We start from the raw sequence: 24140 nt of genomic DNA, 5'->3' as shown, positions 1-24140 counted from the left end.
CACAATGATCACGAACCCCGTGCCTGCCCTGCTATCCACCCCAACCGGTCACAACCCGACCAACCACCCGACCCCGGAACTTGCAAACGCCCTGCCCGCAACCACGCCACGACACCGTTGGCCGGCACCCCACACCCGGGGTGCCGGCCAACACCACGCCCACCGACAGCCCGGCGTGCCGTCATGCCGGCACGTGGTCATGCCGGCGGACCGGGAGGCCGACGGAAGCGGCCGAAGATCGTGGAGAGTTGTCGCTGCCCCAGGCACCACAACTCTCCACGCAAGGTTCCTTCGTGCATGGAGACCCTCGTTCTCGGCACTGCTGTCGTGGCCGGCGGCGGGTGGCGACCTCGGCCAGCCCGGTGCCGTGGCTGTGCGGCGTCGTAGCGGGGCGGCCACATGAGAGTGACGGGGGTCACTGGAGGGTGGGGAAGGGGGAGGTGGGGTCCCGCGTTGTGGAGGGTGTCGGTGTGTTCGGTGTCCCCGGGCCTCACCTGAAATGCCGTCGCGGAGTTCCGTTCGGCTGGAGCCGCGTTGCGCCACGCGCCGAGAGGCGACCCGCACATCGACACGCGCCGCCCCCGACCCACCCGGGTCGGGGGCGGCGCGCTGTGTGCGTACCGGGCAGAATCGCGGTGTGGACTGGTCCAGTTCGACCGGCGTGGTCACCCTGCCCAGCGGCGCGACCGTGCGCGGGCGGCGGGTGGCCGACGCGGTGTCACCCGCCGACTTCGCCCTGATCCTGGCGCCCGGCCCGGCCCCGGCCTGGCCGTACCGGCGCATCCGGTGGCCCGACTTCTGGCTGCCCGTCGACCGCGCGGACGCCCTGGACGCCCTGCGCGAGGCGTTGCGGCGCGCGCAGGGCGGTGCCCGGGTGGAGGTGGCCTGCCGGGGCGGGATCGGCCGGACCGGCACCGCCCTCGCCGCCCTGGCGATCCTCGACGGACTGCCGGCCCGACAGGCGGTGGGTTGGGTCCGCGACCACTACCACCCGAAAGCCGTGGAGACCCCCTGGCAGCGGGCCTGGTTGCGGCGACTTCCCGGCCGCTGACCGCACCGCGTCCCGTGCTCGCGGCCCGCCGGTCAGGGGCGTCCGTGGGCGTCGGCCACGGGCTTGGAGGTGATCCGGGGTCACCGGGGTGCGACGTACTCCCGCAGGTGGCTGGCGGTCAGGGTGTCACCGTGCGCGACCAGGTCGGCGGGGGTGCCGGTGAAGACGATCCGGCCGCCGTCGTGTCCGGCACCGGGACCCAGGTCGATGATCCAGTCGGCGTGCGCCATCACCGCCTGGTGGTGCTCGATGACGACCACCGTGTTGCCCGCGTCGACCAGCCGGTCCAACAGGGCCAGGAGTTGGTCCACGTCGGCCAGGTGCAGACCGGTGGTCGGCTCGTCCAGCACGTAGGTGGCGGCCTTCTCGGCCATGTGCACGGCGAGCTTGAGCCGCTGGCGTTCCCCACCGGAGAGGGTGGTCAGCGGTTGCCCCAGGGTCAGGTAGCCCAGCCCGACCTCGGCCAGCCGGTCCAGCACCACCCTGGCCGGGCCGGACGGGAAGAACTCCCGGGCCTCGGTGACCGACATGCCGAGCACCTCGCTGATGTTGCGGCCGCGCAGCGTGTATCTCAGCACCTCGGGGGTGTAGCGCCGCCCCTCGCACGCCTCGCACACGGTGGCGACGGCAGCCATCGTGGCCAGGTCGGTGTAGACCAGTCCGATTCCCTTGCAGGTCGGGCAGGCGCCCTCGGAGTTGGCGCTGAACAGCGCGGCCTTCACCCCGTTGGCGCGGGCGAACGCGGTGCGGATCGGGTCGAGCAGGCCGGTCCAGGTCGCCGGGTTGCTGCGTCGGGAGCCCCGGATGGCGGACTGGTCGACCACCACGACCCCGTCCCGACGGGGTAACGAGCCGTGGATCAGTGAACTCTTGCCCGAGCCGGCCACGCCGGTGACCACGGTCAGCACCCCCAGCGGCAGGTCCACGTCGACGTCGCGCAGGTTGTGCAGGTCGGCACCCCGGATCGGCAGGTGACCGGTGGGTGTGCGGACGGCGGTCCGCAGGGTGACCCGGTGGTCGAGGTGCCGGCCGGTCAGCGTGCCGGAGCGCCGTAGCCCGGTCACGTCCCCGGTGTAGCAGATCCGACCGCCCGCCGCGCCGGCTCCCGGGCCGAGGTCGACCACGTGGTCGGCGATCGCGATGGTCTCCGGCTTGTGTTCCACGACCAGCACCGTGTTGCCCTTGTCGCGTAGCCGCAGCAGCAGGTCGTTCATCCGGTTGATGTCGTGCGGGTGCAGCCCCACCGTCGGCTCGTCGAACACGTACGTCACGTCGGAGAGACTGGACCCGAGGTGGCGGACCATCTTCACCCGCTGCGCCTCGCCGCCGGAGAGGGTGCCGGACTCCCGGTCCAGGCTGAGGTAGCCGAGGCCGATCTCCACCAGCGAGTCCAGGGTGTCGCGCAGGTCGGCCACCAGCGGCGCCACCGACGGGGCGTCGATCCCGCCGACGAACTCCGCCAAGTCGCTGATCTGCTGGGCCGCGCACTCGGCGATGTTGTGCCCGGCGATCCTCGACGACAGGGCCGCCGCGTTGAGCCGGGCACCGCCGCAGGCGGCGCAGGTGGCGAAGGCGACCGCCCGGTCCACGAAGGCGCGGATGTGCGGCTGCATGGACTCCCGGTCCTTGGCCAGGTAGAGCCGGCGGACCTTCACCACCAGCCCCTCGTACGTCCAGCTGTTGGTCCCGACCTTGATCTTGGTGGCCGGCTTGTGCAGGAAGTCCGCCCACTGCTGCGCGGTGAAGTCCTGGAGCTTGACGTCCGGGTCGAACAGGCCGGACCCGACGATGGTCTGCCAGTACCAGGAGTCGACGGCGAAGTTCGGCACCAGGATCGCCCCGTCGTTGAGCGAGCGTTCCACGTCCACCATGGCCGACACGTCGAGGTCGGAGACCCGGCCCAGCCCCTCACAGGTGGGGCACATGCCCTCGGCGAGGTTGAAACTGAACGCCCCGGCCCCGCCGACGTGTGGCTCGCCGAGCCGGCTGAACAGGATCCGCAGCAGCGCGTACGCGTCGGTCGCGGTGCCCACGGTGGAGCGGGAGTTCGCCCCCATCCGTTCCTGGTCGACCACGATCGCCGGGGTCAGGTTCCGCAGCGAGTCGACGTCGGGGCGGGACAGGTTCGGCATGAACGACTGGAGGAAGGCGCTGTAGGTCTCGTTGATCAGGCGGCGGGACTCGGCGGCGACGGTGCCGAACACCAGGGAGGACTTCCCCGACCCGGAGACCCCGGTGAAGACCGTGAGCCGTCGCTTGGGTATGTCGACGGAGACGCCGGTGAGGTTGTTCTCCCGGGCGCCCCGTACCTCGATCATGTCGTGGTGGTCGGCGGTGGACCGTGCTGATTGCTCCATACCTTCGATTTTCTCATTCATGCTCCTGTTGAGACTTCTGTCGGAGCACGCCGAGCCGACCGGGTGCAGGTGGGTGGAAAGTCTCAAACCACGTGGCAACCACTAGGCTGGACGGGGGCGAGCGGAGGGGCCGGATGGGGGAGCGACGGTGGCGGTTGGTCGACGTCGCGGCCAGTGCCGGGATCTCCACCCAGCAGGTGCGCAACTATCTGGCCGACGGACTGCTACCACCGGCCGACCGCACCCCGAGCGGCTACCGGATGTTCACCGAACGCCACGTCCGGGCGCTGGCCGTGGCCCGGCGGATGGCCGAGGGGCACGGCTGGGCGCGTACCCGGGAGGTGTTGGCCGCCGTGCACCGGGGTGAGCTGCCGGCGGCGCTCGCCGCGCTCGACGCCGGGCACGCCGAGCTGGACCGCGAACGGGCCGAGATCGCCCGGGTGCTGGGCGCCTTCGAGACGGTGCTGGACAGTCCGGCGGCGGCTGTGCCCCGCCGGGACGCCCGGATCGGTGTGGTGGCCGCCCAGGTCGGGGTGCGGACCTCGCAGCTGCGCCTGTGGGAGCAGCGCGGCCTGCTCCGCCCGCACCGGCAGCGGGGCACCGGCTACCGGGTGTACGACGTGGCCGAGTGGCGGGCGGCGCAGGTGGTGGCGCTGCTGCGTCGGGGCGGGTACCCGTTCGACATCATCACCGCGGTCCTCGACGAGTTGCGCAGCACCGGCCGACCGGACCGGGTGCGGGCCGAACTCGCCCGGCGGGAGCAGGACCTGCACGTCCGCAGCGTGCGTCGGCTGCGAGGCTCCGCCGCGTTGGCCGACTACCTCGCCGAAACCGGCCCGGCCGGGACGCACTGAGCCGACCGAGGCGCGCTGGAGTCGGCCGAGGCGTACCGGGTCGGTCGGGACGCACTGAGCTGGATGGGGGAGCGCTGACCACGGCGGGGGTGTGCTGAGCCGGGTGGGACGTCGGGTGTGCCGGGGTGGGTGCGCACAGCCGGACGGCCCGGCGGATGATCCGCCGGGCCGTCCGTGAGTGACCGGTCAGTTGAGGCCGCAGGCGGCGAAGTTGTCGAGGTTGGGGCGTTGTGCGCCGACGCGGTTGAAGGCGATCTCGATGCGGTCGAGGGCGGCTTGGCGCTTGTCCTTCAGCGGGCCGAGGATGGCGTTGTTGATGAAGTTGGCGCCGCCCTGGGGGTTGGCGGCCTGCTGGGCGAGGCGGGCGTTGGCTTCGCCGATCTGCTTGTCGAGGTTGGCCAGTTCGGCCTGGACGTTCGCGGCGGCCTGGGCGGGGACGGCGGGGATCTGCGGCGTCGGGCAGTTCACCGTCCGGGCGTTCCCCGCGTTGCCGGCACCGTTGTTGCCCGCGCCGTTGTTGCCGGCACCGTTGTTACCCGCGCCGTTGTTCCCGGCACCGTTGTTGCCCGCGCCCGCGTTCCCGGCACCCGCGCCGTTGAGGCCGCAGGCGGCGAAGTTGTCGAGGTTGGGGCGTTGTGCGCCGACGCGGTTGAAGGCGATCTCGATGCGGTCGAGGGCGGCTTGGCGCTTGTCCTTCAGCGGGCCGAGGATGGCGTTGTTGATGAAGTTGGCGCCGCCCTGGGGGTTGGCGGCCTGCTGGGCGAGGCGGGCGTTGGCTTCGCCGATCTGCTTGTCGAGGTTGGCCAGTTCGGCCTGGACGTTCGCGGCGGCCTGGGCGGGGACGGCGGGGATCTGCGGCGTCGGGCAGTTCACCGTCTGGGCGGCGGCAGTGGTGTTGTTCCCGCCGGTGGCGGCGTTGCCGGCCTTGACGGAGCTGTTCAGCACACTGGCGACGCCCGGGGCGTTCAACCCGCACGTGGCCAGGCTGTCCAGATTGGGCCGCTGCGCACCGACCCGGTTGAAGTTGATCTCGATGCGGTCCAGCACCGCGACGCGCTTGCTCTTCAGCGGGCCGAGGATGGCGTTGTTGATGAAGTTGGCGCCGCCCTGAGGGTCGGCGGCCTGCTTGGCCAGCCGCTCGTTCTGCCGGGCGATCTCCTCGTCCAGGTTGGCCAGTTCCCGCTCCACCCCGGCGGCGGCCGCCGCCGGGACCGCCGGCAGCTTGTCCCGTACGGTGGGGCAGTTCACGGTCTGCGCGGCGCTGCTGCCGGTGTTCTCGGCGGCGGAGGCGAGCTGCAGGCCGCCACCCAGGAGCAGCACCGCCAGGGCGCCCACTCCGCCGAGCTTGAGAACGGAATTCTTCCGCATTGGCCTGGCCATGTACCTCTCCTCTGATCTCCGGCGGACCGTCGACGGGTGTCGCGTCCGGTCGGTCCGACGGTGGCTGGGGTGAAGGTGGGCCGTCGTCCGCCGCCTCGTACTCGGCAGCGCCCCGGTCCGTCCTTGCGGCGATGGATACGGGGACCACTCGGAGATCGTTCAAGAATTTCGGTGAGCTTCCGGTCGCACTCCGTGGTCGTCGGTAAAACCGCAGCTCAGAGCGCATGGGAGCGATCCCGCCCGTGCCCTGCGGCAGCAATTTCGGTAACGTGGAGTAATGCTGTGATCATCGACAGTGAGGCGACCCGCTCCCGTCGGGCCGGTCGCGCCCCCTGGGAGAGCGACGCCCCGCCTCGGTAGGGTGCCTGACCATGAGAGCCCGGGTCCTGGCCGCCGCCGTCGCGGCCGTACTCCTCACCGTGGCACTGCCGGTCCCCGCGCACGCGGGCGTCGCGGGCCGCGCCGGCTCGGCCCGCGCGACCGTCGTGCCGTGCCCGAAGCTGCCGACGCCGAAGGTCACCCGGCCTCCCCGGCCCGCGCCGCCGCCGGCGGTGCCCGAGCAGCAGACGGTGGGCGGAGAGTCGTTGGCCACCCCAGGGTTGACCGTTCCCCCGGGCACGCCCGCGCCACCGCCGGTCACCGCGACGTCGTGGCTGGTCGCCGACCTGGACACCGGAGCGGTCCTCGGCGGCTGCGGCCCACACGCGTACGGCACCCCGGCCAGCGTGCAGAAGTTGCTCCTCGCCGCCACCATGCTGCCGAAGCTGAACCCGAAACAGGTGGTCACGGTGACCCGCGCCGACCTGGACATCGAGCCCGGCAGCTCCGCCGTCGGCCTGCTCGACGGTGGCCGCTACTCGGTCGAGACCGCCTGGCTCGGCCTGCTGCTGCAGTCCGGCAACGACGCGGCCAACCTGCTGGCCCGGCTGGGCGCGGGCAGCTCCGCCGCCGGGGTCCGCGAGATGAACGCCGAGGCCCGTCGGCTCGGCGCGTGGCAGACCCGGGCGGTGACCCCGTCCGGGTTGGACGGGCCGGGCCAGTTCACCAGCGCGTACGACCTGGCGCTGATCGCCCGGGTCTGTTTCGCCGACCCCACCTTCCGCCGGTACGCGCTGACCGAGCGGACCCAGATCCCGGCCCAACCCGCACTGCGCAAGCCCGGCTTCCAGATCCAGAACGAGAACCAGTTGATCTACCGGTACCCGGGGGCGTTGGGCGGGAAGACCGGCTTCACGGATCTGGCCCGGCACACCTACGTCGGAGCCGCGCAACGCGGTGGGCGTCGGCTGGTGGTGACCCTGCTCGGTGCGGAGGCCCGCCCGGTGCGTGGCTGGGAGCAGGGGGCGCGGCTGCTCGACTGGGGCTTCAGCCTGCCCCGGGACGCCTCGGTCGGGCGGCTGGTCGAGCCGGGGGAGGTGACCACCCCCCGCGCGTCGGTGTCGCCGTCCGCCCCGGTGGCCGCCGCCCCGGGTCCCGCCGGTGCGGCGGTGGGCGCACCGCACTGGCTCGGCACGGCGGTGATCGGCGGTGCGGCGGCCCTGGTCGGGGTGTTGGCCGTCCTGTTCGCTGTCGGTCGTCGGCGGACCCGTCGCCGGGTCCGCCGACGCGTCGCCTGGGACTGACCGCCGGCACTGCCGGCTGCGGCGCGCGGAGACCCGCGGCGGCCCGCCCGGGGGACCGGCGGTGCCGCCCCGCCCGGTGTCGATCAGCGTCGACAACCGGGCCGGCCCTCCATAGACTCCGGTCGTTGCGGTACCGCCCGCCTCTCCGGTACCACGAGTCCAGGAGGACCACAGTGTCGAGTGAACCCCGACCGTTCGCCGCCGGGTCGCGTCCGGCCGGCCGGCTGACCCGCCTCGCCGGGGTGGCGCTGGCCTCGGCGGCACTGGTCGTCGCCGGTGGCACCGCCGCCGTCGCCGCGCCCGCCGACGGGCCGAGCGCCGCCCGGACCACGAAGGGGCCGTGCGCGTACACCTCCACGCCCGACGAACCACCGGCCCGGCCGGTGCCGCTGCCGCGGGACCCGCGCCGGACGCCGGACGAGGGCACGGTCCGGGTCACCCTGCGCACCAGCCACGGACCGATCGGCCTGACCCTGGACCGGGAGCAGGCCCCGTGCACGGTGCAGAGCTTCCTGCACCTGGCGCGGCACCGGTTCTACGACTGGACGCCCTGTCACCGGTTGACCGCCTACCCGACGCTCAAGGTGCTCCAGTGCGGTGACCCGTCCGGCACGGGTGAGGGCGGGCCGGGCTACCGCTACCGCGACGAACTGCCCACCGACCTGCCGCCCGCGCCGACCGACCCGACCGGCGTGCGCCGGCTCTACGCCCGGGGCACGCTCGCGATGGCCAACGCCGGGCCGGACACCAACGGCAGCCAGTTCTTCCTGGTCCAGTCGGACTCGGCGCTGCGCCCCAACTACACCGTCTTCGGCACCATCGACGTGGCCGGGCTGAAGACCCTGGACAAGATCGCCGCCGGTGGCATCGCGCCCACCCCGGAGGACCCCGCGCCGGTGGACGGTGCCCCGGCCCTGCCGGTGCAGATCCACCGCGCGATCCGAGGCCACTGAGCAGTCCGGCCCCGGCGGCCCGGGCCACCGCACCCTCCGGTGCGGGCACCCCGGGTCGCCGGTGAGCCGGCCGGTGCGGGCTCAGCCCGACGGGCCGGCGCACCTGCCGGGCGGGGGCGGGCGACCACCCCCGCCCGACGGTCAGCCCTGCTCGCCTGCCGCCCGGGTCCGGTCGGCGTCCGCGTCGGCCGTACCGACCGGCACGCCGTCGCCGTCCCGGGTGCCGTCGGACAGGTCCACCTCCGCGCCGGCGCGGGCGGCGTCGGCGCGGGCGTCGTCCGCACCCACCACGGGACGGGTGTCGACGTCGTCGACGTCGACCAGGTCGTTACCGACCGCGAGGCCGATCGGGGCGTAACGGGGATCGGTCATGGTCTCCTCCTTCACCGGTGCCTACCCTCCGCTACCCCCATCCACCGTCGTCGACACCTCCCGCCGCCGTCCGGCTGCTGGCAGCTGCCACGGCCCATCGGCCCCGACCCGGGTCCGACCGGCGGCGCCACCCCGTCGACCGGCGCATGCTAGCGACCCGGCCGCCCCACCGGGTGGGATTCGCCGGATCACCGGACCGGCGGGGCGGGTGTCACTACCTTCGTCAGCGTGAGAGTTCGGGGACGTACCGCCGCCGTCATCGCCGTCGTGCTGCTGTCGCCGGTCGTCGCACCCGCCGGTGTGGCGGACGCCGCCGGGGCGGTGACCACCGGTCCGTGTGCGCCGGTGCCGGCGGTGTCCCGGCCGCCCCGACCGGTCCCGCCCCACACGGAGGCCGCCGACCGGGCGGTCGGCGGCCCCGCCCTGGCCACCACGGGCCAGGTCCGGCCGGCCGGGACACCCAGGCCGCCCGCCGTACCGGCCACCTCCTGGCTGGTCGCCGACCTGGACAGCGGCGACGTGCTCGGCGGCTGCGGCCCGCACGAACACGGCACCCCGGCGAGCGTGCAGAAGCTGCTGCTGGCCGCCACCGTGCTGCCGACCCTCGACCCCCGGCAGGTGGTCACCCTCACCCCCGGCGACCTCGACATCGAGCCCGGCAGCTCCGCCGTGGGCTTCGCCGAGGGTGGCCGGTACCGGATCGAGACCCTCTGGTTGGGCCTGCTGCTCAAGTCCGGAAACGAGGCGGCCAACGCGCTGGCCCGCCTCGGCGGTGGCCCCGACGGGCTGCCCGGTGGGCTGCGGGCGATGAACGCGCACGCCCGGCAGCTCGGCGCGTTGCAGACCCACGCGGTGACCCCGTCCGGGTTGGACGGGCCGGGCCAGTTCACCAGCGCGTACGACCTGGCGCTGATCGCCCGCGCCTGCTTCGCCGACACCACCTTCCGCCGCTACGACACCACGCGGGAGGCGATGATCCCGGCCCAGCCGGCGTTGGGCGAGAAGGCCTTCCCGATCCAGAACGACAACCAGCTGCTCTACCGCTACCCGGGGGCGTTGGGCGGCAAGACCGGCTACACCGACCTGGCCCGGCACACCTACGTCGGGGCCGCCGAGCGGGGCGGACGGCGGCTGGTGGTCACCCTGCTCGGCGCGGAGGTCGTCGACAAACGGGGCTGGGAGCAGGGGGCGGCCCTGCTGGACTGGGGGTTCGGGGTGCCCCGGGGTGCGGCCGTGGGTCGACTGGTCAACCCGGGTGAGCTGACGGCGGGCCCGTCCGGGACCGCCGTCCCCCCGCCCCCGCTGGCCGCCGCCGGTGGTCCGGGCCGGCTCGACCCGCCCGGTCACCCCTGGTCACGTCCGCTGGTCGCGGTCTCCCTGGCCGCCGTCGTGGCCGGGCTCGCCGGGCTGCTGCTCGCCCTGCGCCACCGACCACACGACGTCCGCCGACGGCGGTGAGACGCGGGGCGGAGCACCCCCGGTGGGTGCTGGCCCGGTTGCTGGTCGTCACGGTGCTGCTCGTGGCGGTGGGCTGCGACCGGCCACCGCAGCCCGCACCGCAGGCGGACGCCGCGACGCCCACCCCGACCGGACCACGTGCCCCCACCGACGTGGTGTTGCTGTCCGAGGTCGACCCGAGCATCGTCGTGGATATCCGCTACGCCGGCCCGCACAACTTCGTCGGCCGCCCGGTGGACGGCTACGACGAGCCGTTGTGCCTGCTCACCCGTACCGCCGCCGAGGCGTTGCGCCGGGTGCAGGACGCCGCCCGCGCCCAACGGCTGAGCCTGCGGGTGTACGACTGCTACCGGCCGCAGCGCGCCGCCGACGAGTTCGTCCGCTGGGCGAAGGACCCCGCAGCGCAGCAGACGAAGGCGGAGTTCTATCCCCGGGTGGCCAAGTCGAAGCTGTTCGCCGACGGCTACCTCGGCGCCCCCACCGCGCACAGCCGGGGCAGCACCCTCGACCTGACCCTGGAGCCCCGCCCGGCCCCGCCCCGCGCCTCGTACGCCCCGGGCCAGCCGCTGGTGGCCTGCACCGACCCGGCCGACCGACGGTTCGCCGACGGCAGCCTCGACATGGGCACCGGTTTCGACTGTTTCGACCCGCTGGCGCACACCGCCGACGCCCGGGTCACCGGGGCCGCCCGGACCCACCGGCAGCTGCTGGAACGCCTGATGACGCAGGAGGGTTTCGTCAACTACGACCGGGAGTGGTGGCACTACCGGTACGCCGACGAGCCCTACCCCGACACCTACTTCGACTTCCCGGTGGCCCGGGCGTCCCTGCCCCGCTGAGCGGCCCGGTCGCCGGCCCGGGACGGACGTCGCCGGGACGCCCACCACCGGCACCACCCGACGGTGTGATCCGCGCCCGCCGCGTCACCACGCCGGCCGGGTGACCAGCACCCGCACGTCCGGTCGGCACGAACTTCGGCGGGTCGGGCAGCCATCGGCCGCTAGGCTGCCCGACGGCTCCCGGCCGCCCGCCCGGGGCGGTCCCGTCCCGTGAAGGACCCGACATGACCACCGAACGGATCGGCCCGCCGCTGCTCGCCGGGGAGCGGGAGACGCTGCGTGCCTTCCTCGACTTCCACCGGGCCACCCTCGCCATGAAGTGCGAGGGCCTGACCGACGAGGAACTGCGCCAGCGGGCCGTGCCGTCGTCGCAGCTGACCCTGCTCGGCCTGTTGCGGCATCTCGCCGAGGTGGAGCGCGCCTGGTTCCGGCGGGTGATCGACGCGCAGGACGTGCCGCTGCTCTGGTCGGACACCGGCGACTACCAGCAGGCGTACGACCCGACCGGGTCCACCGGAGCGGAGGCGTTCGCGGCGTGGCAGCGGGAGGTGGCGCACTCCCGACGTATCGAGTTGGCGGCGTCCTCGCTCGACGTCACCGGCCACCAGGCACGCTGGGGTGAGGACGTGTCGCTGCGGCTGGTGATGCTGCACATGATGCACGAGTACGCCCGCCACAACGGCCACGCCGACCTGCTGCGGGAGGCGGTCGACGGCAGCGTGGGAGTCTGACCGCCCACCGTGGCGCCCCTGCGCCGTGCGGCCCGGTGGCGGTGCCGCCGTCGGTGGTGCCGCGCCCGTCGGCTCAGCTGACGGGGGGCCGGGTGCGCAGCGGCAGCCAGGCCAGCACGTCGCGGATCGTGGCGTCCCAGTACGGCCAGTCGTGGTCGCCGGGGGAGAAGTCCACGGTCACCGGCACGCCCCGGTCCCGGGCGGCGGCGACGAAGCGCTCGTTGTCGTCGTAGAGGAAGTCCTCGGTGCCGCAGGCGACGTAGAGCGGGGGAGTGTCGGGTCCGGCCCGGCCGACCAGCGCCACGGTGTCGTCGTCGGGGCCGGCGGTCGGGGCGTCACCCCAGACGGTGTGCCAGACGTCCGGGTCGAGCGGCCGGTCGGGGCTGTAGCGGCGGTGGGCGACGTTGAGCGCCCCCGACAGGCTGGCTGCGGCGGCGAAGCGTTCCGGCTGCCGCAGCGCCCACTTCACCGCCCCGTAGCCGCCCATCGACAGCCCGGCGACGAAGGTGTCCTCCCGGCGGTCGGAGAGCCGGAAGAACGACCGGCAGACCTCGGGCAGTTCCTCGGTGAGGAACGTCCAGTACCGGTTGCCGTGCGTCTCGTCGGTGTAGAAGCTGCGGCCGACCTGGGGCATCACCACGGCCAGACCCAGCGGGGCCACGTAACGTTCGATCGAGGTGTGGCGGGTCCAGGCGGTGTCGTCGTCGCTGAGCCCGTGCAGCAGGTAGAGCACCGGCGGGCCCGCGTCGGCCGGCCCCGTGGGCGTCGGCCGTGCCGGGTCGGGTTGCGGCAGGATCACCGTCATCGACGTGTTCATGCCCAGGGCCTCGGAGTCGAACTCGCACCGCATCAATGCCATGGCCATGGACCGTACCGCGTGCCGGCCCTGCCGGACACGACGTCGCCGCCGTCGGCCCTAGGCTGTCGCCATGCCCACCGAGGACGCCGTGATCGACCTCGACACCCCCGGGCGCGGGCCGGTCGACGCATCCACTCTCCGTGCAGACCGCCGACGGGCAGGTCCGGGAGGCGGCCTACCCGGTCGCCATCGTGGGCAGCGTCTGGCTCGACATCCTGTCCAGGATGTGCGAGCCCCGATAGCCGGCAGCTACCGATATCTGTTGCGGCCCGGGTGGGTGCGCGCCTAGGTTCGACGTCGACGCCACACCGACCAACCGGGGAGCACACCGTGTCGCCGTACCTCAGCACCGAGACCACGCGGTCCCAGCCGCGCGGCGGCGTGCTGTTGACAGCCGGCGAACGAGCCCGGGGTTGTCGGTGGCGATCGGGGTGGCGGCGCGGATAGCGCCAGCGCGACCTGCGCAGCCGCCCACCCCACCAGGGGAACGGGCGGCTTTTTCGATCCCCGACACCCGCCGAGGGGTGTAGCTCAACGGGTAGCGCACCGGATTCCACACCCGACGGTCGCAGGTGCGAATCCTGTCACCCCTGCTCCCAGGAACGAGGAGAACGATCATGGCATTCACCCCGCTGCCGGGCACGAAGGCGCCGGTACGGGTCTGGACCGACCCGTACGGCATCGAGCCGCAGGCGGCGCAGCAGTTGCGCAACATCGGCGCGCTGCCCTGGGTGCAGGGCGTCGCCGTGATGCCCGACGTGCACTACGGCAAGGGCGCCACCGTCGGCTCGGTGATCGCGATGCGGCAGGCCGTCTCGCCGGCCGCCGTCGGCGTGGACATCGGCTGCGGGATGAGCGCGGTCCGGACCTCGCTCACCGCCGCCGACCTGCCCGACAACCTGGCACCGCTGCGTAGCGCGATCGAGGCGGTGGTGCCGGTCGGCTTCGCCAAGCGGGACGACCCGGTCGACCCGCGCCGGGTCCGGGGCCTGGAGCAGCGTGGCTGGGACGACTTCTGGGGCCGGTTCTCGACCCTGGACCGGAAGGTGGCGCAGCTGGAGAGCCGGGCCCGGCACCAGCTCGGCACCCTCGGTGGGGGCAACCACTTCATCGAGGTCTGCGTCGAGCAGGACGGTCCGGACGCCGGGCAGGTCTGGTTGATGCTGCACTCCGGTTCCCGCAACATCGGTAAGGAGTTGGCCGAGCGGCACATCGGGGTGGCCCGTGCCCTGCCGCACAACGCCGACCTGCCCGACCGGGACCTGGCGGTGTTCCTCGCCGGCACCCCGGAGATGGACGCCTACCGGCGGGACCTGTGGTGGGCGCAGGAGTACGCGCGGCGCAACCGGGCGGTCATGCTGGCCCTGCTCTGCGGCGTGGTGCGGGACACGTTCCCGCAGGTCAGCTACGGGGAGCCGATCTCCTGCCACCACAACTACGTGGCCGAGGAGCACTACGACGGGGTGGACGTGCTGGTGACCCGCAAGGGGGCGATCCGGGCCGGCCGGGGGGACCTGGGCATCATCCCGGGGTCGATGGGCACCGGGTCGTACATCGTGCGGGGGCGGGGGAACGAGGACGCGTACTGCTCGGCGTCGCACGGGGCCGGGCGGCGGATGTCGCGGGGGCAGGCGAAGCGGACGTTCACCGTTGACGACCTGGCGGTGCAGACCGCCGGGGTGGAGTGCCGCAAGGACACCGGGGTGGTCGACGAGATCCCCGGCGCGTACAAGGACATCACCGAGGTGATGGCGCAGCAGGACGACCTGGTCGAGGTGGTGGCCCACCTCAAGCAGGTGGTGTGTGTGAAGGGTTAGACCGGCCGACGCCCCCGGGCGTCGGTCGTGAGCCCCGGTGGCGCAGCGGACAGCGCGCCGGTCTACGAAACCGGAGAGCCCAGGTTCGAATCCTGGTCGGGGCACGGTCTGCGGGGCCCGTCCGCGCCGCACGGTCTGCGGTGCACGGTCTGCGGTGCACGGGCCGGCGCTGCGCGGTCTGCGAGGGCTCAGCCCAGGTGCGTCATGCCCCCGGAGCCCAGGTCGTGGCGGCGTACCCTGATCAGCAGCAGGGTGCTGATCCCGGACAGCAGGATCAGCCCGGCACCCCAGGCGAAGGCGACGGTGTAGCCGTGCACCAACGCCCGGACCTGGGTGACCGGGTCCGGCACCCGGGTCGCCAGGTACGCGGTGACCGCGCTTGTGTACATGGTGTTGAGCAGGGCGGTGCCCAGTGACCCGCCGATCTGCTGGGTGGCGTTCAGGGTGGCGCTGGCCGCCCCGGCGTCGTGTTCCGGCACGCCGAAGAGGGCCAGGCTGGACAGGGGCACGAAGGTGAAGCCCAGGCCCAGGCCCATGACCACCTGCGCGGGCAGCAGGTGGGTGACGAAGGACGTGTCAACGTCGATCCGGGTGAGCAGCAGCATGCCGCCGGCGGCGAGGGCGGCCCCGGCCAGCATCAGCGGCTTCGCGCCGAGGCGGGGCAGCAGTTGGCTGGCCGCCCCGGCGGCGATCAGCACGCCCCCGGTGACCGGCAGCGACGCCAGGCCGGCCTCGACCGGGGTGTAGCGCAGCACCACCTGGAAATAGAAGGTCAGGAAGAGGAACGCGCCGAACAGGCCCGCGCCGATCAGGGTGGAGGCGAGGTAGGCGCCACCCCGGTTGCGGTCGAGCAGGATGCGCAGCGGCAGCAGCGGGTGGCGGGAGCGCCTCTCGATCACCACGAAGATCGCCAGCAGGACCACCCCCACGGCGATGAAACCGATGGTGGCGGGGGCGTCCCAACCGTCCTCGGCGGCCTTGGTGAAGCCGTAGACCAGGCTGACCAGCCCGGCGGTGACCGCGATGGCGCCGGGGACGTCGTACCGGGTGTCGCCGTGCGCCCGGCTCTCCGGCACCAGCGGGATCGTGGCGGCGAGGGCGACGGCGGCGATCGGGATGTTCACCAGCAGGCACCAGCGCCAGTCGGCGTACTCGGTGAGCACCCCGCCGAGGACCAGACCCACGGCCGCGCCGCCACCGGAGATGGCGCCGTAGACGGCGAACGCCTTGGCCCGCTCCGTCGTCTCGGTGAAGATCACCGTGAGCAGCGCCAACGCGGCGGGGGCGAGCAGCGCGCCGAAGACGCCCTGGAGGGCACGGGCGGCGAAGAGCAGGGTGCCGGTGGTGGCCAGGCCACCGATGGCGGAGGCGAGCGCAAAGCCCACCATGCCGGTGGCGAAGGTGCGCTTACGCCCCCAGAAGTCGGCGATCCGGCCGCCGAGCAGCAGCAGCCCGCCGAAGGTCAGGGTGTAGGCGGTGACGACCCACTGCCGGTCGGCGTCGGAGATGCCGAGTTCGGCCTGGGCCTGCGGGAGGGCGATGTTGACGATGGTGGCGTCGAGGACGACCATCAGCTGGGCGACGGCGATGACCGCCAGCACCAGCCAGCGTCGCGGGTGCGCCGCAGTCGACGCCCCGGCGTCGGATGCGCCCGGCCTGGCCGAGGAGGAACCGGGCATGACGCGCCTTCCGTGACGGTGGGAACCTGCCCGAGGTGGGGAAACCCGAGCCGATCTCGGCCTCACGTTATCGACGGGGTCGGTGACCCACAGCCGGATCTGGAGCCGGTCGCACTTTCGGGGCAACGACGCCGACGGCGCGGGGCCGGCCGGAGAACCTGGGTGCGGAGCCCCGGGCGGGCCCGGTGTGCCGGCGTCGGTGACTCAGGCGGCGGCGAGCCGGACGGGGATCCGGACCACGTGCTCCGGGACCCCGTCGCGCGGGGACACCTGGTAGACCTCGACCGCGCCGACGCCGTCCTCGGTCAGTCGGTAGCCGACGGTGCTCCGGTAGTCGCCGCGACAACCGGTGCCGCAGTCGGCCGTGGTGAAGCCGGTGCCGAGGATCCGCCCGGCGGCGTCGAGGATCCGCACGGTCACTGTCGCCTCGTACACGTCGGCGGTGCCGGCGACGGTGACCGGTGAGCTGACCCGCCGGCCGACGGTCGGCTCGGTGACCACGATCGGCGGCAGCAGGTCTGCCAGGTCCGCCCGGGTGAGCACCACGGCGTCGGCACCGGTGAAGACGACCCGGCGGACGGTGGGGAACTGGGTAAGCGTCCAGACCACCTGGGCGCGGCGCAGCCGCAGCAGCGGGGCGTCGGCGGCGGCGAAGGCGGTGGGCGTGACGACGGTCGCGGTGCCGCCGTCGATCCGGGTGACCGCCACCCCGGCCGGAACCCCGGTGCGCAGGCCGACGGCGGCCTCCTCGGCGGTGGGACCGGTCGCCAACTCGGCCAGTGCCAGCCGGGAGGTGGCGGGCGTCGCCGGGCGGGTCCGCCGGGTCGGCGTCAACGTCCCGTCCCTGGTGAACCACAGCTCGACGGTGACGGTCCCGGTCGGTTCCCCGCCGGTGGGGCCGGCCGGGGGCACCGGTGCCGGCCCGGTGTCGTCGGGAGCGGTCGGCCGGCCGGTCGGAGCCGACGGCAGGGGTGCGGCCGTGCCGGGGGCCGTGGCGGTGTGGGCCGGTGCGACGGCGGTGGGGGCCGGCCCGAGGGTGCCGGACCGGGCGTCGGCACAGCTGCCGGTCAGCACCGCGAGCGCGACGAACAGGACGACCGCCCGGCGGTTCACGGGCCACCGTCGCCGGGTGGCCCGTGGTGCGGCAGCGTCAACCGGAACGTCGTGCCGACGCCGACGGTGCTGGTCACGGTGAGCTGCCCGCCCAGCAACCGGGCGTTCTCCCGGGCGATGGCCAGGCCCAGCCCGCTGCCCCGCCCCGACCGGGCCGGGTCGGCCTTGTAGAACCGGTCGAACAGGTGCGGCAGGTGCACCGGGTCGATGCCCGGCCCCTCGTCGGACACCTCGTACACCAGCTTCCCGCCGCTGGTCGAGGTGCTGGCGCGCAGCGTGCCCTCGCCGTGCGCGACGGCGTTGCCGACCAGGTTGGCCAGCACCCGTCGCAGCCGACGCGGGTCGGTCCGCACGGTGGCGGCGACCCCGTCGACGCGGACCCGGCCGGCCCAGCCGTGCCCGTCGACGAGGAGGCGCAGCAGGGCCAGCGCGTCCACCGACCGGACGGCCAACGGCTCGCCGCCGGCATCCAGGCGGGAGATCTCCATCAGCTCCTCGACCAGGGCCCGCAGCCGCACCACGTCCGAGGTCAGCAGCTCGGCGGCCCGCCGGGCGTCCCCGGGCAGCTCGTCGAGCTGGTCGGCCAGCAGCGAGGCCGCCGCCACCAGCGCGGTGACCGGGGTACGCAGCTCGTGCGCCACGTCGGCGGTGAACTGCCGCTCCCGGGCCTGGGCCTGGGACAGGTCGGCGATGGTCTCCTGGAGCGCCTGGGCCATGTCGTTGAACGCCGCCGCCCAGTCGCTGAACTCGTCGCGGCCCCGCACCGGCAGCCGGGTGGCGAGCATCCCCTCGGCGAGGGCCCGGGCGGCCCGGCTGGCCCGGCCCACCGGTTCCAGGGTGCGCCGGGCCAGGGTGTGGCCGACCAGCGCGGCGACGGTCACCACCGTCAACCAGCCGACCAGCAACGCGGTACGGAGTTGGGTCAGCTCCCCGACGACCTCGGTCTCGTCGGTGATCGCGTACAACTCGGCGGTGGCACCGGGAATCCGCCCGCCCACCACGAGCAGTTGTCGATGGTCACCGGCGGCGATCCGTTCGTAGCCGAGTTGACCGGCGGCGACGGCCGACCGCAGCGCGGGGCCGGGGGAGGGGGCGTACGACGGGTCGGAGGCGACGGTGTCGTCGGTCACCAGCAGCACGTGCCGGCCGGTGCCCTCGAAGCTGGCCAGCAGCTCGGCGCGGCGGGCCTCGGTCAGCGGCGTGAACTGGCCGGCCAGCACCAGTTGGTAGCGGGCGTCGGCGGCGGCGCGCTGCACGGAGGCGTCCAACCGGGCCTGCCGCAGCATCAGGTACGCCCCACCGGCCAGCGTCCCGGCGGAGACCCCGGCGACGAGCAGGAACGCCACGGTCAGCCGGCGGCGCAACCGTCCCGGCGGTACGGCGTCCCGGGCGGCCACGGTGTCCTCCCGTCACGCCGGGTCGAGCTTGTAGCCGACCCCGCGTACGGTGCGGACCAACCGGGGTGCGGCCGGGTCGTGGTCGACCTTGGCCCGCAGCCGTTGCACCGCGACGTCGACCAGCCGGGAGTCGCCGAGGTGGGAGTGCCGCCAGACCCGGTCCAGCAGCAGTTCCCGGGTGAACACCTGACCGGGCCGGCGGGCCAGCTCCAGCAGCAGTCGGAACTCGGTGGCGGTGAGGGTCAGCTCCCGACCGTCGCGGCGGGCCACGAACCGGCCCGGGTCGACCTCCAGCGGCCCTATCGTCAGGACGGGCTCGGTGGGCCCGGCGTCGCCCCGGCGCAGCGCCACCCGGACCCGTGCCACCAGCTCCGGCAGGTCGAAGGGTTTACGCAGGTAGTCGTCGGCCCCGCACTCCAGGCCGACCACCACGTCGATGGTGTCGGCGCGCGCGGTGAGCATCAGGATCGGCACCTGGCTGCTGCGCCGGATCTCCCGGCAGACCTGGAGGCCGTCGAGGCCGGGCAGCATCACGTCCAGGACGATCAGGTCGACGGGTTGGGCCCGCCAGGCGGCCAGCGCGGCCCGACCGTCGACGGCGGTGCTCACCCGGAACCCGGCCCGACGCAGCCCGAGGGCGGTGACCTCCCGGATGGAGGCATCGTCCTCGACCAGCAGCACCCGGCCGTCCATGACGTCCTCAGCGTAGTGCCGGGACGGCCGGTCCCGCCCCGGCGCAACGGTCGGTGCCGGGGGGCCGGTCGGTGCCGGCCTCCCGGCCCGGTGGTCGCTTGCCACGAGCGCTCACTCCTGCCACTGGCGGGCTGTCACTCCTGCCACTGGTGGGCGATGTCCAGCACGATCCGGCTGTGCGTGCCGGGGCCGGCGAGCAGCAGCACCCGGAACGGCAACTGGGCCCGGACGCCCACGGCGAAGGTGCTGTAACCCTCGAAGGTGCCGCCGTAGACGACGTCGCGCAGGGTGCGGTAGCCGAGCACCGTCGCCACGTGGTCGCCGGCCCGGTACGGGTAGCCCACGGCCGGCTCCCGCAGCTGCACCCGCAGCACCGCCCCGCCCGCCGTGTACGGCGACATCGCCAACCCCTGCCCCTCGGTGAACACCTCGCCGTAGCCGACCGAGTAGCCGTCGGCGTTCCCGTCGAACTCGAAGACCAGCCGGTCGTAGCAGTCCTGTTGGCCGGTGCGGGTGGTCAGCAGTGGGGCCGGGTTCAGGTCGCCCCCGGCCTTCCCGGTGCTGCCCCAGGTGATCCCGCAGTAGGGTGCGGCGGTGGCACCGGCGCGGAGCCGGCCGGCGGCGGTCGCCGTACCGACGGTGGTGAGCAGCACGGCCAGCACGGCCGTGACCGCCATCAGGGTCCTGGTGGTACGCATGGTGTCCTCCCGGTCGACGGTGTCCGGCCACGGTGGCCGGTCGAGGTCGACGGTGCGCCGCCCGTGCCACAGCGCCCGCACCGTGACGTAACAGCGGGGCAACAACCGTGACAGGCTCCCTGTCGCGATTTCTAGCCGAGGTCGTGTACCTCCAGCCCTCGCATGATCAGCATCTGCATCGAGCCGAACCCGTGGAGATCCGCGTCGGATGACAGGTTCGCCACCTCGCGCAGCACCGGTTCGACGTCGATGGCGCACTCGCGGGCTCGGTTGCACAGCGACCAGATCGCCATCAGCTCGTCGCGCGGATCGGCACCCTGATCCATCGCGGAGACATGGACGAGTCGTCGGCGGAACTCTCCGACCGAATTCCACGCCACCGGTAGGTGGGCGGCCCAGCGGAAGGAGGGGTAGGCCCGAAAGATGTCTCGGACCTCCGCACGGGCCGGCGCTCCGCCGGTTTCGTACGCCTCCAACAGCGCATCGAGCGCGGCGGACGCCTCGGCCACCACCCCGGCTTCTTCCAGCGGCGGCGGCGCTTGCCGGAGCTCGGCCATCCAGTTCGGATCGTTGAGGTCGACCGGGCGCTCGGCGATGTACCGCAACAGATCGTCGATCACGGCGACATCCGCACGGACCGGAGAGAGATTCATGCCGTCATTGTGCTGCCCCACAGGAGATCCATGGCTGGTCCGGCGACCAGGTGCACAGGTCAGGGCCGGGTCAAGCCGATGGTGGCGGCGAGGCGGGTGACGTCGGCCGGGGTGGGGCCGGCGCGGAGCACGGCGGTCAGGGCGGCCCGGGCGGCTGGGCGGGTGCGGACTTCGGCGGGGGCGATGTGGTCGGCGGTGACCAGGGCCCGCCCGGCAGCGTCGTGGTCACCGAGGTCGAGGTGGGCCCGGGTGATGTCGATGAGGTGGGCGGCGCGGTGTTCGGCGGGGAGCCGCCGCCAACCCTCCTGGTCGGTGGCCCGGCGGTGCAGGGCGACGGCCCGATGGTGGTCGCCGAGGCGGGTCGCGGTCAGGGCACGGGCGAGGTCGACGCTGGTGGGGCCGAACGTCACGCCGTCCTGGTCGTACCGTTCGTGGTCGGCGGCGAGGTGGGCGGCGCGTTCGGTCAGGTCGTGGGCGGTGACGGCGTCGCCGTGACCGGCGGCGGCGAGGGCGGCCTCGACGAGCAGCGTCCCGGTCAGGGCCGCCGCCGGCGGGTGGCCGTGCGTCACCGCCGGGTCGAGTTGGCGTACGGCGGTGAGCGCGGCGTTCGTGGCAAGCCGGCCCCGCCGCAGCGCGCGGAGCGCCTGCGCGAGCGACACCGCCGCGAGCCCGATCCGCATCGGGTCACCGCGTGTAGCGGCCATCATGGCCCGGTCGGCGGCCAGCCAGGCCAGGTGCGCGTCGCCGAGCTTGACCAGTGTCTGGGCGGTGAGCCGATAGACCCGCACCAGCAGAGCGAGCACGGGCGGGTCCACCAGGCTGACGTGGCAGGCGTGGCGGCTGTCGACGAGGAGGTCGGGCAGCATCCGCAACACCTGGGGGTGCTGCCCGTTGCGGTACGCCGTCCACGCGTAGCCCGCCTGGTCGTCGAGCTGCCGTACCGCCGCCCCGACCGGGGCGGACGCCGGGGCGTCGTGCCGGGCGAGGGCGGCCCGGATCCGTTCCACGGCGGCACCGACGTCGGTGACCGGTGCCGGCGGGTGCCGACCGGTGAGCAGGAGCTGCGGCGCGACGCCGAGCGCCCCGGCCACCGTCTCGATGACGGAGAGCCGATCGAGGGTACGCACACCCCGTTCGACCTTGTCGACCCAGCTCTTCGACTTGCCGATCCGGTCGGCGAAGACCTGCTGGCTCATGCCCCGGCGGGCCCGTAACTCGGCCATCCTCCGTCCGATCGGCGGCTCGCTGCCGGTGCGCTGCCGGCCGGGGCCGGTCACCTGTCGTGCCCCGGCACCGGCAGGGCGTGGGTGGACTCGCCGCAGCGGGGACACCACCGGGACTTGACCCGGAACGCGAGCAACCCGAGCAGGAAGCCCGGCACCAACCCCCCGAACACCATCGACAGGACGTTGGAGATCACGAGCGCCCCCGCTTTCCGGCCCCGGCGGCGGGACTGCCTGCCCGGGTGTGGTGATGGGACCAGGGGTTTACGACAGACTCCTGCTGCATCGGGCTGTTCCTCCGTGGGGTCGATCCCGGGTGTGAACTGTCGGCAGGCCGGTCGGGTCGGGTGTCGTCCGAGGTCGTGCGGCCCGGTGGCGCTACTACCAGTCGGCTTCGGCTGGCACGGTTGCGGCACGTCGCTGCTGTACTTCTCGCGGCTGCCTGGTCCAGCCGATGAAGCGGCCGTGCAGGGGGCCGGCAGGTGCCCAGGGCATGTCCTCGGCCGCTTGGACGAAGGAGGCCCCGAGGTAGAGGGCCAGCGACACCGGCGCGTCGGCGTACTCGGCACGCAGTTCCTGCCGGCGGGTCTGACACGGCCAGGGCCGGTCGCATCCGCCGCAGCTCCAGATCGGCAGCACCGGGCCGTGGCTGGTCACCGCACACCGCCAGGGAACAGAGCGACGCGTACCCGGCCCTGCCGGCTGGTCACCCAGTCCACCTGCCAACACGGGTACACCGACAGCCGCGCCAACCACACTCGACAACCGACACACAAACCGTCGAGCCCGCGAAGCTGGACCGCGAGGATCGCCTGCTCCGCGCCGCTGGTCACCGTCATGTGGCTGGCCCCCCGTCCTCAGAGCACGGGGGCACCTGCTGACGTGCCTCGTTCCGCGCCCGGCTTCACTGAGGTCCAGCGTCACGCCAGGCAGGCCACCGATCCAGAGGGTGAACGTCCGCTAACCGAGTGTCCTGTCCGCTGCTGGCTACCGCCCAGGTGCGTACTCCATGCACGCGTCACGCAGTGTCGCTGCCTCTGGTGCTCCCGACTGCTCCACCTTGGCCAACAACTCCGCAGCCCGCCACCAGTTCGAGGGCACCACCCGTCCGGACGTCACCGCCTGCGCCCCCAGGGCAACCGCCTCGTCCGGCTGACCGGCGGCGACCAGGGCGAGACCGAGGTCGAGGCGGGCCGACGCGGACCGGCGGGGCCGTGCTCCACCGTCGCCGTCCGGGTCCAACTCGGTCAGCACCGCCCGTGCCACCTGCTCGGCACCGGGGTCACCCGCCCACGCCAAAGTCGTGGCCGTGTAGGCGGCGGCCTTGGCCGGGTCGTAGCGATAGTGGTGCTCGGCCCGCTCTGGAACGGGCAGATTCGCCGTCAGCCGCTCCACCCGGTCCAACGCTCGCCGGGTCGCACCGACGTCCCCGATCCGCGCCCACGCGCGGGCCTCCTGAGCAGTCGCCTGAATGCGGGCGGAACTCCCCTTCGGAGCGACTCGCTGCGCTTGTCGGGAGAGATCGAGTGCTGCCCGGTAGTCACCTTGGGTCAACACGTCCCAGGCCCGGGTTTCGAGACACCACGCCTGGATCTCGCCATGCTCGGCATGTTCGGCAAGATCACGAGCAGCTCGCAGGTGAGCGACCGCAGCAGTCCGCTGCCGCAGATCGATGTGAACCGTCGCTCGTAGCACCGCCAGCCAGCCACCGGCAACCAGCAACCGCCGCTGCTGCGCGAGCGTCACCCGTCCGTCCAGCAGCCGCCCTACGTACGAAAGATGCCTCCGCACCAACGGCAGGAGATCCGCCGGGGCCATCGTCGGATAGGAACTGGCCAGATCGTCGACGCCCTGCTCTATCCGATCGAGCACGTCCGCGCTGACATCGCTGGCGGCAACCCTCGCTCGCAGTTCACCGGCCTCGGCCGCGTGGTCGACTGGCGCATCCGCCAACCGAGCAAGCACACCTCCCGCTTCGAGGACCCGGTCGAGGTGACGCGCAGTGTCGACCGTCGGAGCCTTGAGCGCCGCCTCCAACTCGTGCAGATGACTCTTGCTCCGATGAGCAAGCTGTCCCAGGAGGCGAAGTGACAACCCTCGCCGCTGCCGAAACTCACGCAGAGCTGCGCCGAAGCGCGGATCGACGGACGAGGCCATAGCGCCACTCCAAGATCACGAGGCCCAGGCAACCGAACCGGCCGCCACCTCGTCGGACGGTACCCCGACATGCCGCGCGCCGAGTCCCCCCTCGCCTGCAACTTCCGGATGTTCCGTTGGGGTCCGTCCACGGACATCACCCTAAGTCGAGATGATCTATTCGGCCCGTCGAGTGCGCCGCACCTGATTGGCGTTGACCGCTGCATGGGGCACGCTGCGAGCACGGCTGGCTGA

22 protein-coding genes and 1 tRNA gene are annotated in these 24140 nt (G+C 73.3%); 9 read left to right on the top strand and 14 right to left on the bottom strand.

What is annotated here, in order from left to right:
- Window positions 1-637: 637 nt before the first annotated feature.
- On the top strand, window positions 638-1051 hold the full coding sequence (locus AB0K25_RS27930) for a protein-tyrosine phosphatase family protein (protein WP_308290762.1): 414 nt from the start codon (window positions 638-640) through the stop codon (window positions 1049-1051).
- A gap of 80 nt (window positions 1052-1131) precedes the next feature.
- On the opposite strand, the gene AB0K25_RS27925 is transcribed toward AB0K25_RS27930, so the two are convergent.
- A complete protein-coding gene (locus tag AB0K25_RS27925; RefSeq protein WP_363823570.1) occupies window positions 1132-3408 on the bottom strand; it encodes an excinuclease ABC subunit UvrA in 2277 nt (758 codons plus the stop codon).
- A gap of 134 nt (window positions 3409-3542) precedes the next feature.
- Between AB0K25_RS27925 and AB0K25_RS27920 the strand changes: the two genes are divergently transcribed.
- Window positions 3543-4262 (top strand): MerR family transcriptional regulator, encoded by a 720-nt coding sequence (locus AB0K25_RS27920; RefSeq protein WP_219462307.1) that lies wholly within the window; start codon window positions 3543-3545, stop codon window positions 4260-4262.
- Window positions 4263-4448: 186 nt separating this feature from the next.
- On the opposite strand, the gene AB0K25_RS27915 is transcribed toward AB0K25_RS27920, so the two are convergent.
- Window positions 4449-5642 carry a hypothetical protein gene (locus tag AB0K25_RS27915; RefSeq protein ID WP_219462305.1) on the bottom strand — a complete coding sequence of 398 codons (1194 nt, stop codon included), beginning with the start codon at window positions 5640-5642 and terminating at the stop codon, window positions 4449-4451.
- 371 nt (window positions 5643-6013) lie between these two features.
- Between AB0K25_RS27915 and AB0K25_RS27910 the strand changes: the two genes are divergently transcribed.
- Together AB0K25_RS27910 and AB0K25_RS27905 are read left to right on the top strand one after the other, a co-directional pair.
- Complete coding sequence (locus AB0K25_RS27910; protein ID WP_357536673.1) at window positions 6014-7264, top strand: D-alanyl-D-alanine carboxypeptidase; 1251 nt, start codon at window positions 6014-6016, stop codon at window positions 7262-7264.
- A gap of 173 nt (window positions 7265-7437) precedes the next feature.
- Window positions 7438-8217: a peptidylprolyl isomerase gene (locus AB0K25_RS27905; RefSeq protein ID WP_308290761.1), complete on the top strand. Its 780-nt coding sequence runs from the start codon at window positions 7438-7440 to the stop codon at window positions 8215-8217.
- A gap of 141 nt (window positions 8218-8358) precedes the next feature.
- Here AB0K25_RS27905 and AB0K25_RS27900 read toward each other — a convergent pair whose 3' ends face one another.
- Window positions 8359-8589: a hypothetical protein gene (locus AB0K25_RS27900; protein WP_219462300.1), complete on the bottom strand. Its 231-nt coding sequence runs from the start codon at window positions 8587-8589 to the stop codon at window positions 8359-8361.
- A gap of 228 nt (window positions 8590-8817) precedes the next feature.
- On the opposite strand from AB0K25_RS27900, the gene AB0K25_RS27895 reads away from it, so the two are divergent.
- The 3 genes from AB0K25_RS27895 to AB0K25_RS27885 all read left to right on the top strand — a co-directional run bounded on the left by AB0K25_RS27895 (window position 8818) and on the right by AB0K25_RS27885 (window position 11617).
- Window positions 8818-10047: a D-alanyl-D-alanine carboxypeptidase gene (locus AB0K25_RS27895; RefSeq protein ID WP_308290760.1), complete on the top strand. Its 1230-nt coding sequence runs from the start codon at window positions 8818-8820 to the stop codon at window positions 10045-10047.
- Window positions 10044-10886, top strand: a complete 843-nt coding sequence (locus AB0K25_RS27890; protein WP_308290759.1) for a M15 family metallopeptidase — start codon at window positions 10044-10046, stop codon at window positions 10884-10886. The genes AB0K25_RS27895 and AB0K25_RS27890 overlap by 4 nt, the downstream gene beginning before the upstream one ends.
- A gap of 224 nt (window positions 10887-11110) precedes the next feature.
- Complete coding sequence (locus AB0K25_RS27885; RefSeq protein ID WP_219462299.1) at window positions 11111-11617, top strand: DinB family protein; 507 nt, start codon at window positions 11111-11113, stop codon at window positions 11615-11617.
- Between the two features lie 73 nt (window positions 11618-11690).
- On the opposite strand, the gene AB0K25_RS27880 is transcribed toward AB0K25_RS27885, so the two are convergent.
- Window positions 11691-12476 (bottom strand): alpha/beta hydrolase family protein, encoded by a 786-nt coding sequence (locus tag AB0K25_RS27880; RefSeq protein ID WP_357536670.1) that lies wholly within the window; start codon window positions 12474-12476, stop codon window positions 11691-11693.
- A 617-nt stretch (window positions 12477-13093) separates the two neighbouring features.
- Here AB0K25_RS27880 and AB0K25_RS27875 point away from each other — a divergent pair.
- Window positions 13094-14293 carry an RtcB family protein gene (locus tag AB0K25_RS27875; RefSeq protein WP_219462295.1) on the top strand — a complete coding sequence of 400 codons (1200 nt, stop codon included), beginning with the start codon at window positions 13094-13096 and terminating at the stop codon, window positions 14291-14293.
- A 31-nt stretch (window positions 14294-14324) separates the two neighbouring features.
- Window positions 14325-14397, top strand: a tRNA-Arg gene (locus AB0K25_RS27870).
- 84 nt (window positions 14398-14481) lie between these two features.
- Here the strand turns inward: AB0K25_RS27870 and AB0K25_RS27865 are convergent.
- From AB0K25_RS27865 to AB0K25_RS27820, 10 genes are all read right to left on the bottom strand, one after another.
- Window positions 14482-15972 (bottom strand): MFS transporter, encoded by a 1491-nt coding sequence (locus AB0K25_RS27865; protein ID WP_219462292.1) that lies wholly within the window; start codon window positions 15970-15972, stop codon window positions 14482-14484.
- 204 nt (window positions 15973-16176) lie between these two features.
- On the bottom strand, window positions 16177-17085 hold the full coding sequence (locus tag AB0K25_RS27860) for a Gmad2 immunoglobulin-like domain-containing protein (protein WP_363823564.1): 909 nt from the start codon (window positions 17083-17085) through the stop codon (window positions 16177-16179).
- Window positions 17082-18482, bottom strand: coding sequence for an ATP-binding protein (locus tag AB0K25_RS27855; protein ID WP_363823561.1), 1401 nt, complete (start codon window positions 18480-18482; stop codon window positions 17082-17084). The genes AB0K25_RS27860 and AB0K25_RS27855 overlap by 4 nt, the downstream gene beginning before the upstream one ends.
- Before the next feature lie 12 nt (window positions 18483-18494).
- A complete protein-coding gene (locus AB0K25_RS27850) occupies window positions 18495-19175 on the bottom strand; it encodes a response regulator transcription factor (protein ID WP_363823559.1) in 681 nt (226 codons plus the stop codon).
- 134 nt (window positions 19176-19309) lie between these two features.
- Complete coding sequence (locus AB0K25_RS27845) at window positions 19310-19978, bottom strand: hypothetical protein (protein WP_363823556.1); 669 nt, start codon at window positions 19976-19978, stop codon at window positions 19310-19312.
- Between the two features lie 26 nt (window positions 19979-20004).
- Window positions 20005-20526 carry a hypothetical protein gene (locus AB0K25_RS27840; protein ID WP_363823554.1) on the bottom strand — a complete coding sequence of 174 codons (522 nt, stop codon included), beginning with the start codon at window positions 20524-20526 and terminating at the stop codon, window positions 20005-20007.
- A 59-nt stretch (window positions 20527-20585) separates the two neighbouring features.
- Window positions 20586-21749: a helix-turn-helix transcriptional regulator gene (locus AB0K25_RS27835; RefSeq protein ID WP_219462281.1), complete on the bottom strand. Its 1164-nt coding sequence runs from the start codon at window positions 21747-21749 to the stop codon at window positions 20586-20588.
- 50 nt (window positions 21750-21799) lie between these two features.
- Entirely contained in the window at window positions 21800-21946 is a 147-nt protein-coding gene (locus tag AB0K25_RS27830; RefSeq protein WP_363823551.1) for a hypothetical protein, read from the bottom strand.
- A 184-nt stretch (window positions 21947-22130) separates the two neighbouring features.
- Entirely contained in the window at window positions 22131-22406 is a 276-nt protein-coding gene (locus AB0K25_RS27825; protein ID WP_363823548.1) for a hypothetical protein, read from the bottom strand.
- Between the two features lie 330 nt (window positions 22407-22736).
- Window positions 22737-23906: a helix-turn-helix transcriptional regulator gene (locus tag AB0K25_RS27820; protein WP_363823545.1), complete on the bottom strand. Its 1170-nt coding sequence runs from the start codon at window positions 23904-23906 to the stop codon at window positions 22737-22739.
- Between the last annotated feature and the right edge of the window lie 234 nt (window positions 23907-24140).

The organism is Micromonospora sp. NPDC049257 (genome assembly GCF_040678915.1).
In the GTDB taxonomy this organism is placed as follows: Bacteria; Actinomycetota; Actinomycetes; order Mycobacteriales; family Micromonosporaceae; genus Micromonospora; species Micromonospora antibiotica.
This window is presented reverse-complemented; position numbering and strand designations above follow the sequence as displayed.